This is a genomic window from Photobacterium kagoshimensis, assembly GCF_050337045.1.
GTDB lineage: Bacteria > Pseudomonadota > Gammaproteobacteria > Enterobacterales > Vibrionaceae > Photobacterium > Photobacterium kagoshimensis.
In genome coordinates, this window is the sequence record NZ_JAKJSO010000010.1 from 223,278 (window position 1) to 236,674 (window position 13,397).

Sequence of the window (13,397 nt, forward strand, 5' to 3'; positions counted from 1 at the left end):
TTATTTCCTCGCTGGAACCTCAATTGCGATCGCCGTTGCTTCACCACCGCCAATACACAATGAAGCTATGCCATAAACCGCACGGTTTTCACCTTGGTTGATTAAGGTCTGTTGGTATTGTTTTAACGCATAAATTAACGATACAAGAATACGTGCACCACTCGCGCCAATTGGGTGTCCTAACGCGCAAGCGCCGCCATTCACATTCACTTTATCGGCACTGATCCTAAGCTTGTCGATTGCAATTTGAGTCACCACAGCAAACGCTTCATTGATCTCCCAGCGATCGATTTGATCAACCGACCACCCCAGCTTTTCCAATAACTGCTGACAGGCAAAAGCAGGCGCTATCGTAAATTCATTTGGCGATCGGGCATGGCTCGCATGGCCGTGCATAAGAGCAAGCTCATGGTAGTGCTGCTGATGCGCGGTCTCTGTATCCATTAAGATCAAGGCGGCTGCGCCATCTGATATCGCGCTGGAATTAGCCGCCGTCAGTGTGCCTTGCTTGGCAAACACTGGCTTGAGTTGCGCGATTTTGTCGAATTTGATTTCACTTGGGTGTTCATCGTCCGCGACTATGTGAGGCTGGTGCGCATCGGGCATGACGATTGGGACAATTTCATCCATGAACATGCCATTACCTTGAGCCACAAGCGCGCGCTTAGCTGAACGTATTGCCCACTCATCCATTTGCTGGCGGGTAAAGCCATAATCATCCGCGGTCTGCTGCCCATAAACGCCCATCAAATGTCCTTCGAACGCATCTTGTAATCCATCGAAAAAAAGATGGTCGAGGCTCGTTTGATGACCAAGCCTAAAACCTTTACGGGCATTTTGTAGCAGGTATGGCGCATTGGTCATGCTTTCCATTCCCCCAGCGACAATACAGTGGCAATTGCCTAACAAGATCTGATCGAACGCCAGCATGACTGTTTTCATGCCAGAGCCGCACACTTTATTAATCGTAGTCGCGGGTATCGCATTTGAAAGACCGGCATTTAATGCCGCCTGACGAGCAGGGGCTTGCCCACACCCAGCGGTCAATACGCAGCCCATCAGCACTTCATCAATAGATAGCTCGTCATCTTGCTGATCATTAGGTATGTCATTAACAGGAGCATCACCCCTAGCACTTGCTAGTGACTTATCAGCGAGGGCCTGCTCAACCGCAGCCGCTATTGCCCAGCCGCCCAATTCAGAGGCAGACAATGCACTTAGTGCCCCTTGAAAGCTCCCCATCGGGGTGCGTTTAGCCGCGATGATAGAAATAGGTTTCGTCATGACATCGTCCTTTCGATTTCTTGACGTTTACGTAAGCATAGCACTAACATTTACGTTAACGTAAAGAAACAAATTACAAACATTTGCAACCACACAGGTTCACGAAAGAGAGTGCCATCGAGTCTGTTTAGACGTGTTTTCGCCAAGGCATATGCTAAGTGCAAGCCTTCTAAGCGATGGAATACAGGAGTGCTACTGTGGAAACATTCAAAATCAGCGAACTGGCAAAAGAGTTCGATATTACAACGCGCAGCATTCGTTTTTATGAAGATGTTGGCCTGCTGGCTCCGACACGTAATGGCACCACACGTATCTATCAACGACGCGACAAAATTCGCTTAAAACTCATCCTTCGCGGCAAGCGACTGGGGTTTTCACTGGCCGAAATTCGGGAATTATTTGAGCTCTACGACACCGATCAAAGCGATACACAGCTTAATCAGATGTTAGCCATTATTGACGAAAAACAAGCGCTTTTGCAGCAACAACTCAATGATATCAATGTGGTGATGAGTGAGCTCACCGCGGCTCGGCAACGCTGCTTACATGCCATAAATCAAAATAACCGTTAGCGATATTCTATGACATTCCTCACGACAGCATGAACTGCACCGGACCAAGAGGGAACACCATGATAGATGCTTTCAACCCACTCAACTTTGGCCTTGGGGAAACCAACGACATGCTACGTGGGCATGTCGCTGGATTTGCCACCGATACCATTGCACCTCTGGCGGCCGATATTGACCGTGACAATCAGTTCCCCAATCAGCTTTGGCTACAACTTGGTGAAATGGGACTACTCGGCGTCACCGTTGATGAGCAATATGGTGGCGCTAACATGGGCTATGTTGCCCACGTTATTGCCATGGAAGAAATTAGCCGCGCATCCGCTTCTGTTGGGCTAAGTTATGGCGCCCACTCGAACCTTTGTGTGAATCAGATTTTTCGTAACGGTAACAATGAACAACGTGCACGCTTACTACCCAAATTAGTATCGGGTGAACATGTTGGCGCGCTCGCCATGAGTGAAGCTAATGCAGGGTCTGATGTTGTTAGCATGCAATTAAAAGCCGAGCAGCAAGGTAAAGACTACATACTCACTGGCAGTAAAATGTGGATCACCAATGGTCCAGATGCTGATGTGCTGGTGGTGTATGCCAAAACCGAACCGACCGCTGGCGCACACGGTATTACTGCTTTTATTATTGAGCGGGAGTTTGAGGGTTTTAGTCATGCCCAGAAGCTCGATAAGCTCGGAATGCGCGGTTCAAATACCTGTGAGTTAGTATTCGATCATTGCCGCGTTCCTGCCGCTAATGTGTTAGGTGAAGTCAACCAAGGCGTGAACATCTTAATGAGTGGGCTCGATTACGAGCGTGTTGTTCTAGCTGCGGGGCCATTGGGAATCATGCGGGCTTGCCTCGACTTAGTCATCCCTTATGTTCACGACCGAAAACAGTTTGGCCGTGCCATTGGCGAGTTCCAGTTGGTACAAGCCAAAGTCGCTGATATGTACACCCGCATGAATGCCGCTCGAAGCTATGTTTATACCGTCGCCGCTGCCTGTGATCGTGGCGAAACCACCCGTAAAGATGCCGCGGGCGTTATTTTATACAGCGCCGAACTTGCCACTCAAATCGCCCTTGATGCTATTCAATTACTCGGGGGGAATGGTTACATCAACGAATTTCCCGCCGGTCGGTTACTTCGCGATGCCAAGCTCTATGAAATAGGCGCTGGCACTTCTGAAATTCGCCGCATGCTGATTGGCCGCGAATTGTTTGATGAGTCTCGATAAGGATCCCCGTATGACTCAAATCAAGACGAAAGTCGATCCCGATGATGCCGTTTACATCACCAATGACAAAGTGATGAATATCATGATGGATAACCTTAACGCTAATCTACGTAATATCGAAAAAGGCGGTGGTGATAAAGCGCAACAGCGACAAATAAGCAAAGGAAAGTTACCGGTCAGAGAGCGGGTAAAAACGTTATTAGATCAAGATAGTGAGTTTCTAGAAATTGGCCAATTTGCCGCATGGCGAGTGTACGATGAATGCATCCCTTGCGCAGGTGTTGTAGCGGGGATTGGCACCGTTGAAGGTGTTACCTGTATGGTTATTGCCAACGACTCATCAGTAAAAGGCGGCACCTATTACCCTCTCACTGTCAAAAAACACCTTCGCGCCCAAGAAATTGCTGAACGCTGCCAGCTCCCCTGCATTTATCTGGTTGATTCGGGGGGAGCAAATCTTCCCCATCAAGCGGAAGTCTTTCCTGACCGAGACCATTTTGGTCGAATATTTTATAACCAAGCGCGAATGTCAGCCAAGGGGCTTCCTCAAATAGCCGTCGTTCATGGTCTATGTACCGCAGGTGGCGCATACATTCCCGCCATGGCTGATGTTGCTATTATCGTCAAACAACAGGGCACTATATTTCTCGCAGGCCCACCGCTAGTCAAAGCGGCAACAGGTGAAGTCACCACAGCGGAAGCCCTTGGTGGCGCAGAGGTTCACTGCATGAAATCAGGCGTTGCTGATTACTATGCCAATGATGAACACGATGCCTTACGCTTGGCACGCCAAGCCATTCGCAACAGCAATTCCCCCCCAGCGATAACAATAGGTTCCGCTGGCACAGTTTCCCCACCCAAATACGATATTGATCAGCTCTATGGCATTACCAGCACTGATTTACGCAAGCCTTTTGACATTCGCGAGGTGATTGCGCGTATTGTTGATGGTTCTGAATTTGATGAATTTAAAGCGCTATATGGCAACACCCTTATTTGTGGATTTGCGACTCTTCATGGCCACCCTATTGGCATCGTCGCCAACAATGGCATTTTATTCTCTGAATCGGCTCAAAAAGGCACTCACTTTATCGAACTCTGCACCAAGCGAAAAATACCCCTCGTTTTTCTACAAAACATCACTGGGTTTATGGTGGGGAGCCGCGCTGAAGCAAAAGGGATCGCCAAAGATGGTGCCAAAATGGTGATGGCTGTCGCGTGTGCTGATGTTCCCAAGTTCACTGTCATTGTCGGTGGCTCTTACGGGGCAGGAAACTACGGTATGTGTGGTCGGGCTTATAACCCGACCATGATGTGGATGTGGCCTAACGCCCGTATTTCCGTGATGGGGGGAGAACAGGCTGCAGGCGTAATGGCACAAGTGACACGCGATATAAAACAGCGAACAGGTGAAGCATGGAGCGATGAACAAGAAGCAGCTTTCAAGCAGCCAATCCTTGATCAATACGAGCAAGAGAGTCACCCCTATTATGCCAGTGCACGGTTATGGGATGACGGTATTATCGATCCGAAACAAACCCGTAATGTTCTTAGACAGGCCTTAAATACGGTGGCTAACGCGCCTATCCCTGATAGTCAATTTGGTATTTTCCGCATGTAAAGAGGCGTGAATATGAGCATGAATCACACATCAGAAGGCCCGCTACAGTTTCAATCACAGTCAGTCGTACTAGACATTGAAGAAACAGGGGTTGCCTACTTAACGCTGAATCGGGCTGAGAAACACAATGCCTTTGATAGCACGATTATTGCCGAATTGATTGAAAAGCTGACTTTACTCAACAACTCCCCCAATCTTCGCGCGCTAGTGCTTCAAGCCAGCGGCAAACACTTCTCTGCAGGGGCAGATCTGAATTGGATGCGCTCGATGGCAGATAAAACCCCCGAAGAAAATCAAGATGATGCAGAGCTACTCGCCCAACTGATGCATAGCTTAGATACTTTCCCACACCCCACGCTGTGTTTGATACAAGGCTGTGCCTTTGGTGGCGCATTAGGACTAATTTGCTGTTGTGATATAGCGATTGCTACACCTCATACACAGTTTTGTTTAAGCGAAGTGAAACTAGGTTTAATACCCGCCACCATAGGGCCTTATGTCATAAGAACAATAGGCATACGTCAAGCACGCCGATACATGTTAACCGCCGAAAGAATAGAGAGCCAAACAGCGCTGGATATAGGGTTAATCCATGTAATAACAACCGATTTAACCCAAGCAAAACAGCAGTGGCTCACTGCTATTCTCGCCAATGCACCTATTGCCCTCACTGCGGCAAAATCACTGTGCCAACTATGCGATGCCGAACCCATCGACAATCACCTCCGTCAAACCACCAGTGAGATGATTGCGACCCTACGAGTCTCACCTGAAGGCCAAGAAGGGATCAACGCTTTTTTCGAAAAACGCCCGCCAAATTGGCAACCAAAGCCAAACCAAAAATATGAGGATAAGCACAATGAGTGATTACCCCAGTCGTGTGTATATTGCTGAAATGGGTGCTCGAGATGGCTTACAAAATGAATCTCTTGTCAGCCCCCAAGCTAAAATTGCGCTTATTAATGCACTATCACAAACAGGGCTAACACATATTGAAGCTGGAGCATTTGTTTCACCAAGGCGAGTCCCACAAATGGCTGACTCACAACAGGTTTTCCAACATATCGAACGTAAGATAGATGTCACCTACTCGGCTCTCACACCGAATATTCAAGGCTATAACAACGCGATGGCTGTTCAAGCAGATCAGGTGGCTATTTTCACCTCAGCTTCTGAAGGCTTTTGCCAACCCAATATCCATTGTTCCATATCAGAAAGCCTAGAACGTTTTATCCCTGTTATCGAGCAAGCAAAACTGGATGGTATTAAAGTGCGCGGTTACCTTTCTTGTGTGGTCGATTGCCCTTATGACGGCGCAACCTTGCCACAGCAAGTCGCTCATATAGCAAAAGCGCTTCTCGATTTAGGCTGTTACCAAATTTCACTGGGTGACACGATCGGCACAGGCACGCCAGTCAGAATAGGACGCATGCTAGAAGCCGTACTCAATGTTATCCCTCGCCATCAAGTCGCAGTGCACTTTCATAACACATGGGGACAAGCATTAGTTAATGTTCATCAAGCACTTAGGATGGGGATCAACACTGTGGATTCAAGCGTAGCAGGATTAGGTGGTTGCCCTTATGCCCCCGGCGCGAGTGGCAATGTAGCGACAGAAGATGTTCTGTATTTATGTGAAGGATTAAGCATTGAAACGGGGATCGATTTAAAAATGGTTGCACAAGCTGGTTGGGACATTTGCAGAGAACTGAAGCTCTCCCCTCGTTCAAATACCTCCTTAGCGTTATTAAAAAACAGAATAAATACAACTCAATAATACCCAAACAACCTCACCAAATAAAATGAAATAAAAATCATAAAGAGCCCTTAAATTTATAAATACATAAACAACCATATATAATGCACCTATTAATATTGCTATTTATCTATAAATAAATAGCAATAAAATCGATATACCCATTGAGAATACTTACATTTTGTAATACATTTGCCCCTATAAGAACACTGTTCAAATGTTATATCCAATTCTAAATACACAACGTTCCCACAACATAAAATTATTATATGAAATACAAAACGCTTGCAATATTAATATCAACAAGTCTATTACTTACTGGATGTGGTGGCGGAGGTGATGGTGAATCATCGTCACCATCAGTTGCACCAGACCCGCTAAAACCAACTAATCCACTCCCTGCACCTGATACAAAACCATCCAAGCAACCACGTATGCAGTTAGGGGTTACAGATGTTGAAGTGACCTACGGCCACGGCAAAGAAGTTATCCTTGCGATCAAAAACCAAATGGGTAACTTAACCTATGAACAAGTCAGCACTAACTATACCAATGTTGCTAAACTTGACCCTTTATCGAATACGTTAACCATATTGAATGCTGGTGAGATCACCTATAAAGTGACTGACACAAGTGATGACTTTCAAACTTCTAGCTCAACCTTTACTGTAAAAGTAAAAAAGGCACAAGCACCTACCCCATTATTAAAAGAAGTCGTCCTAGATCAAAAAGATAGATCCCGATATTTTACCGTTGATAATGCTCGCGGAAACTTAAGCGTAGAGCTTGATTCTGGGTCCAGTACACTGGTTGATCTTCAATATGTTGGTGGTTATAGATTTGCAATCACGCCTAAAAACCCTGGCGTTGCTACTGGATTTATTGTTGATGCCGGTAACCAAAACTACGCTGGCTACAAAATCCCATTTAAGATTGATATTAAAAAAGCTATTACTAACAACTTCTCCGATATAGAAATGAAGTTTGGTGCAAAACCACTTCATCAAACGTTAAGTAGTGAAGCCACTTACACATTCCAGGCAAATGATCCTGAAATAATTAGCATCGATCAGGCATCTGGTACTATCCAAGCTCTAAAAGTGGGAAGAACTTATGTTGACGTTACTTATAAATCTATCCATTCAAACCAAGCAGCAATCCATGATGGTTTTTATGTCGATATTGTAAAAGGCGATCGTCCTGCTGCTTTTAACGCAGCAATAGCACAGGATCTTCCTTACTCGACACTTATCCAGCAACCCAAACTACATCTGGCAAATCAAACTGGTAAGTTAAGCTATGAGCTTGTATCTGGTAATAACATCAGAAACTTCAGCAACACTAATGGCTCTTTCCTAACAACCGGATTGGGTACAGTTGAAATAAAAGTAACAGACAAGAGTGACAACTATGTCGATGCATCTGATCTCGTCACCTTTGAGGTAGTGAAAGCAGATCATCCACCTTTGGCAACTCTAGAGACTAACTATACTTACTCAAGCTCTGAGCATACTGTTACAATTCCAGGCCAAAAAGGTACATTACAGCTTAAACCTTCAGATACCAGTATCTTACGTGTAGATGGTAATAAGCTTACAACCTTGAAAGCCGGTATTACTACAGTTGGAGTTACTGATATATCAGAGCTATACAACACAGCAACAACAACATTAACTGTCCATGTTGAACGTGCAAACCGCAATGCTTTTACAGTTAAACCCGTAAATCAGAAATATTCTGCAAGCTCGATTAAGTTTACAGAACTGTACGATTACTCAGAAAATAGTGCAACGGTACAAACACCACCAGTTGTTAGTGTTAAAGCTAATTCCGATGGCGCTGTTTCATTAAACCAGACGAATAAAACACTAAACATTAACAAAGCGGGTTCAGCAACTCTTGAATTATACTGGCCACAAGATGACCAATATAAAGAATCAGACAAGAAAACTGTTGAGATAAATATCACGCCAGCAGATAACCGCTTAACGCTTGCGGCACGTTCAGTATCAGCAACCTATCAAATTGATACAAAAACTATTGGGGCGCCTAAAGTTGAAGGTAAAAAAGGCACAATTAGCTACCGTATAAAAAGCGGTAGCCCGACTGATGTGGTCAGCATTGACAGTACCTCAGGCCTGATGACAGTTAACAATGCGGGCAATACAACCATTGAAGTTATCGACAGTGGCAATGAAAGCTTCATGGAGTCTAAAACAACATTTACTGCTATTGTTCATCAAGCTAAAGCTGATTTAGTTGTTGAGTATCCAAATGAGATCGCTCTTGGTGGAGATAAATTCCTTCAACCTAAAATTTCACGTAAATTATGGGATCTTAACTTCACTGTAGATAATACTTCAATTGCTGAAGTGGCTAATAATTCAAATGGTCACATCGAGTTAAAATCACCTGGCACTGTACTCATCTCTTATAATGGTACATCTCGTAACTACCAAGCTGTACGTGGGCAAAGCTACCTTAAAGTGCTAAAAGAAGCGCACCCTGGTATTAAGGTGGAAAATCTTGATGTGTATTACACCCCATTAGAGCAAAAGAAATCGGTAAAAGTAACGTCTCAGCAGTACGGTGCAAGAACCTTTATCCCATCAGGATCACCGGGCTCGCGTTATAGTTATAACTTCAACACCCGTTTAGGCACTATTTCTGACATTCAAGATTATCCATTTTCTATTAGCTTTGCAGTCACAGAAAGTGAAAGCGAAAAATATCAAGCTGCAATAAGTGGGTCTAAACAAGCGGATCAAGGTGTTATTCACATTTATCCACCGCAACCTAACGACTCAGATAAAGATTACACACTCACACTTTCTAGTAGTAGCCCGTCGCTAGTGATTGAAAGTGGACTAAATAGTCCTCGCTATAGCGGGCTATTGCGAAGTTCGTTGTACTTAAAAGGTTATGACAAACATTACTTACCAACGCAGACTGACGTAGCAACTTACGGCAATGGTTTTTTTGCATCTCTGAGAGTCAAACCAGTGGGTAACGATGACATCAAAGCAAGGACGGCTGTTCGTGTTGTAATTAACCGTTATGATGGTTGTGAGTCAGCTTACAATGATAGCAGTTCATTAATGCCAAATATGGCTATCAATTTTAATACAGATGGACAAAATGACTGTAAAACAGAAGGTGAACGCGCTAACTATTTTACTAAATTTACTCTACTGGATAGCCATCACCTAACGCCTGGAGAGTGGGAACTCGTCGATCCGCTGGTTATTTACCGCGCAGGTAAACGCGAGTTTATAGATACACCAACAGGTGGGTCATATGTTCAATACTATAAACTAGATGAAGATAAAAAAGGGTACCTAGAGTCCATCCATGCAGATGCTCAAAGTAAAATGCGTAAAGTCTATGAATGGAATACTGTTAACCTGAGATTTAGCATCTAGACTTAACAGTGAATCCATAATATGAAAAACCGAGCATGCATATTGCTACTCGGTTTTTTCATATCTAGCACGCTCAAAAAAGGCGGTAACTGGGATACCGCCAAGCGCCAAGCGCCAAGATGTCGCTATATTATCCTATACCGTTAATCAGAACGTAGGCAACGCTGTTCTGACTCAAGTTCAGTGGCAGCTCGCCATAGTTTTTGCTCTCGGTGTTGGTGTTTATCTAATGTTTGATGGATGCCCTCTACCGCTAATTCATCCATTGGACCTATGTACTGCTCGGCATGGCTGGAGAAAATAGTCCTGAACTCCTCCATAGTTGGAAGACGGTTATTTTCCTCCTCAAAACTGTCAAAGATATCAGTAACCTTTACCGATATATCACGCTTAATTCCATCATGATCTGAACTATCCATATTAACCTCAGCGGTAAATAAACTTACTAGTACAAATGCCAACCATAAAAACATAGACATAAGTGTATGCTTTTTTGTTACGGGTAAGTGTAGTTGAAGCCAGCAACGTTCGAGTAATAATGTGATACATATTTTGTACAAATCAACCAAACTAACACAGCAAAAAGTCGCTAATACAGTAAGAAAACCGTAACATGTAGCCTTGATTAACCTATTGCGCCAATGATTATTTCTATTGTAATGATATTACTGAGAATTTAATGAATAATGCAGTTTTAACACCTTGTTAAACTATTGCGCTTTCGTACTAATAATAACCAATAATGACTACAGAACAACAACTCACAAAACGTGCAGCGATCCATTACATTTTTGCAGCTGGTATTTTTACTTTATATGGTGAACGTGTTTGTCCATTTCTCGACTCGCTTGCAGGCTGGCAAACTGGACTCTATGCCTTCATCACTTTCACTTTGATGTTTTTACTACGGTCAATATGGCTTAAAAGTGACGACAGCCTTCTTTGCGTTACTCGAAATATGATCATTTTTTCCACTGGAGCGATTGGATTATCTTTATGGTATAGCCTCTTCCATGATTTCCCCGTTGAAAGCGCTCTAAAAGTCCTCTTCGGCATTGCGAGCCTTGGCGTATTGATCAGCTTAGATCTTTCTTTATATGGACAAATCCTCCACTACCCAAAAAAGATTGATATTAAGCAACTTGAGGGCAGTCAAAGTTATCGCCATTCGCTCGCCTTTAAAATGGCGGCAACAGTACTCTTTGTCGTGACTTTACTTACCGTAGTACTAAGCTTACTGATGCTTAAAGATGTACGTTGGTTAGTTGATAATGTCGCGATTACAGGCCCTCGCGTTGCTATCATCAGTATCATTAAAGAATTTACTTACGTCGCGATTGTGCTAGTCGGCTATACGGCATCCATTATGTACCTATGGTTGAAATTGCTGCGTTTGTTACTTGTCAATCAACAACAAGTATTACAAGAAGCGGCAAAGGGAAACTTGGCGGTTAGAGTTCCCGTTGTTCAGCATGGTGAAATGGGGAAAATCGCGCACTATACCAATGAGATGCTAAGCCGATTAGAAAAAAGTTACGATGAAATAAATCTCACTCGTGATGTCGCGATTGTTGGTCTATCTGCCTTAGCGGAGTCCAGAGACAATGAAACAGGTGCACACATTTTACGCACACAAGAGTATGTTCGCGCTTTAGCTAACCAGCTTAAATACCATAGCAATTTTCGCGCTAACTTAACCGATGAATGGATTGACTTGCTCTATAAATCAGCCCCACTGCACGATATTGGTAAAGTGGGTATCCCTGACGCCATTTTACTTAAACCTGGAAAGCTAACGGACAAAGAGTTTGAGATCATGAAAACACATGCTCAAATCGGTGCCGAATCACTCGCAACAGCTGAAAAGAACATGGGAAGTTCGAGCTTCTTGAGTTTAGCGCGAGAAATTGCCCTAACCCATCATGAAAAGTGGGATGGAAGTGGCTACCCACATGGCCTAATAGCAGAGGAAATCCCTTTGTCAGGGCGATTAATGGCCTTAGCAGATGTTTACGATGCTTTGATCTCACAGCGCGTATACAAGCCCGCTTTTAGCCATGAAAAGGCAAAATCCATCATATTGCAAGGCAAAGGAATACACTTTGACCCTCAGATCATCGAGGCCTTTTTAGAGTGCGAAAATGAATTCATTAAGATTGCCTACAATAACCAAGATAATGTATTAATTGCAGCTTAGTCCGATAATGGCTTTGCTATTATAAGGCCTGTTTGAAACCAGGCCTTTTTTTGTTGTTACTGTCATCAACACCACTAATCACAAGGTAAATAGCCCCTCCTTTTGGAGATGATAAAAGCATCAAGCTATTTAAGCTGAAAGCGAATGCCAAGCGTAAAACGTTGTGCATCAAGTTCATCTAAACCAACCAATGAGCTTGCCTCTACATATCCATACCAATCGTTGCTAAAACGCCCAGCCATACCGACATGTACACGACCAAATATTTGATCATCTGATTTAATCACTATCGGTAACGAAGAACCGTACTGCTCGGTCTGAAGTTGGCTTATAATTTTTTGGCCACCATTATCAAAATCGTAGTGCACATAGCCACGCACATAGGGCTGAAATAAACCAAGGCTAGTTCGGAATGGATAAGTAAAGCTCGCACCAGATATAAGCATGCTAGAACCTAATGCGTTCACATCTTCAACTGTAGAAAGAAGGTAATTAGAGTTACCACGAGAAGGGCGCTCGGTATAACGATCCGTATCTGAGAGGATATGCTGCAGTGAACTTTCAAGTGCAATATCCCAATACTGGTGACTGATTAAATAACCCGCGCCTAATGAAAACACCCAGACATCAGAGTCGGCTCTTTCTTGCTGAGAAAAAGCACTGCTGTCTAATATCGATACACGGCGCTCAATATCTGTATCGACTACCGCATAACTCGCACTAAAATCAACGTACCAGTCGTCTTGGAAATAGCTGAAATACCCCGACGCGACTAATGCATCTATTTCAATGTCATTTTGATTTGTTCCACCTTGGTAGTAAGGTAATCCAAGTGCAACACCAAATAAATAGTGCTCATTCAGTAGGTAATCACCACCTAACGTTACCGTATATCCATCTTCAAATTGGACATTCGCAGTGGATTGACTCGGGCGCACATCTTGATCAATACGAACATAAGCATCAAGCCGAGATTGCTCTTTGCGCCCATAACCACCATCACTGTATAACACGGCTTTTGATAAGTTTGTGGATTGATAAGTCGAAGAAAAAGCCGAAAGAGCCTCACTGGAAGCGTATGAATTATTGATGTTAGCCGCTCGGTTATAGACAGAAGGCGCTGTTTGTTGAGCTCGCGTTAAATATTCATCATGCCGAAAGTCTGCGACAGCATCTTTAAAACCAGAAGATATCGCCTTATAGACATTTTCAGACAGACTGATATCGTCTTCTGCCACGGCACCCATTGCATAAATGGTAAAGCACCATGCAAATGGTATACGCAGGTATACACTGTGAAAGATCATAATCGCGCC

At 43.9% G+C, this 13,397-nt stretch carries 10 protein-coding genes; 7 read left to right on the top strand and 3 right to left on the bottom strand.

Annotation, left to right across the window (positions count from 1 at the left end; translation table 11 throughout):
- Positions 1 to 1,284 (bottom strand): thiolase family protein, encoded by a 1,284-nt coding sequence (locus L4C35_RS06680; RefSeq protein WP_428462146.1) that lies wholly within the window; start codon positions 1,282 to 1,284, stop codon positions 1 to 3.
- 197 nt (positions 1,285 to 1,481) lie between these two features.
- Between L4C35_RS06680 and L4C35_RS06685 the strand changes: the two genes are divergently transcribed.
- From L4C35_RS06685 to L4C35_RS06710, 6 genes are all read left to right on the top strand, one after another.
- Positions 1,482 to 1,856, top strand: coding sequence for a MerR family transcriptional regulator (locus tag L4C35_RS06685; protein ID WP_428462147.1), 375 nt, complete (start codon positions 1,482 to 1,484; stop codon positions 1,854 to 1,856).
- 59 nt (positions 1,857 to 1,915) lie between these two features.
- Positions 1,916 to 3,085 (top strand): isovaleryl-CoA dehydrogenase, encoded by a 1,170-nt coding sequence (locus L4C35_RS06690; protein ID WP_428462148.1) that lies wholly within the window; start codon positions 1,916 to 1,918, stop codon positions 3,083 to 3,085.
- Between the two features lie 10 nt (positions 3,086 to 3,095).
- Positions 3,096 to 4,706, top strand: coding sequence for a carboxyl transferase domain-containing protein (locus L4C35_RS06695; protein ID WP_428462149.1), 1,611 nt, complete (start codon positions 3,096 to 3,098; stop codon positions 4,704 to 4,706).
- An 18-nt stretch (positions 4,707 to 4,724) separates the two neighbouring features.
- Positions 4,725 to 5,573 (top strand): enoyl-CoA hydratase-related protein, encoded by an 849-nt coding sequence (locus L4C35_RS06700; RefSeq protein ID WP_428462340.1) that lies wholly within the window; start codon positions 4,725 to 4,727, stop codon positions 5,571 to 5,573.
- The gene (locus L4C35_RS06705; RefSeq protein WP_428462150.1) at positions 5,566 to 6,483 is read left to right on the top strand and encodes a hydroxymethylglutaryl-CoA lyase; all 918 of its coding nucleotides are present in this window, start codon (positions 5,566 to 5,568) and stop codon (positions 6,481 to 6,483) included. Before L4C35_RS06700 ends, L4C35_RS06705 begins: the two co-directional genes overlap by 8 nt.
- Positions 6,484 to 6,731: 248 nt before the next feature.
- Positions 6,732 to 9,884 (top strand): cadherin repeat domain-containing protein, encoded by a 3,153-nt coding sequence (locus L4C35_RS06710; RefSeq protein ID WP_428462151.1) that lies wholly within the window; start codon positions 6,732 to 6,734, stop codon positions 9,882 to 9,884.
- Between the two features lie 143 nt (positions 9,885 to 10,027).
- On the opposite strand, the gene L4C35_RS06715 is transcribed toward L4C35_RS06710, so the two are convergent.
- Positions 10,028 to 10,303 carry a hypothetical protein gene (locus L4C35_RS06715; protein WP_428462152.1) on the bottom strand — a complete coding sequence of 92 codons (276 nt, stop codon included), beginning with the start codon at positions 10,301 to 10,303 and terminating at the stop codon, positions 10,028 to 10,030.
- 323 nt (positions 10,304 to 10,626) lie between these two features.
- On the opposite strand from L4C35_RS06715, the gene L4C35_RS06720 reads away from it, so the two are divergent.
- Entirely contained in the window at positions 10,627 to 12,081 is a 1,455-nt protein-coding gene (locus L4C35_RS06720) for an HD domain-containing phosphohydrolase (RefSeq protein WP_428462153.1), read from the top strand.
- Positions 12,082 to 12,206: 125 nt separating this feature from the next.
- Here L4C35_RS06720 and L4C35_RS06725 read toward each other — a convergent pair whose 3' ends face one another.
- Positions 12,207 to 13,388 carry an autotransporter domain-containing protein gene (locus L4C35_RS06725; protein ID WP_428462154.1) on the bottom strand — a complete coding sequence of 394 codons (1,182 nt, stop codon included), beginning with the start codon at positions 13,386 to 13,388 and terminating at the stop codon, positions 12,207 to 12,209.
- Between the last annotated feature and the right edge of the window lie 9 nt (positions 13,389 to 13,397).

Bases quoted from the DNA above. Each gene is read 5' to 3' on its own strand.
- L4C35_RS06680 (WP_428462146.1), bottom strand. From the start codon at position 1,284: ATGACGAAACCTATTTCTATCATCGCGGCTAAACGCACCCCGATGGGG.
- L4C35_RS06690 (WP_428462148.1), top strand. From the start codon at position 1,916: ATGATAGATGCTTTCAACCCACTCAACTTTGGCCTTGGGGAAACCAAC.
- L4C35_RS06695 (WP_428462149.1), top strand. From the start codon at position 3,096: ATGACTCAAATCAAGACGAAAGTCGATCCCGATGATGCCGTTTACATC.
- L4C35_RS06700 (WP_428462340.1), top strand. From the start codon at position 4,725: ATGAATCACACATCAGAAGGCCCGCTACAGTTTCAATCACAGTCAGTC.
- L4C35_RS06705 (WP_428462150.1), top strand. From the start codon at position 5,566: ATGAGTGATTACCCCAGTCGTGTGTATATTGCTGAAATGGGTGCTCGA.
- L4C35_RS06710 (WP_428462151.1), top strand. From the start codon at position 6,732: ATGAAATACAAAACGCTTGCAATATTAATATCAACAAGTCTATTACTT.
- L4C35_RS06715 (WP_428462152.1), bottom strand. From the start codon at position 10,303: ATGGATAGTTCAGATCATGATGGAATTAAGCGTGATATATCGGTAAAG.
- L4C35_RS06720 (WP_428462153.1), top strand. From the start codon at position 10,627: ATGACTACAGAACAACAACTCACAAAACGTGCAGCGATCCATTACATT.
- L4C35_RS06725 (WP_428462154.1), bottom strand. From the start codon at position 13,388: ATGATCTTTCACAGTGTATACCTGCGTATACCATTTGCATGGTGCTTT.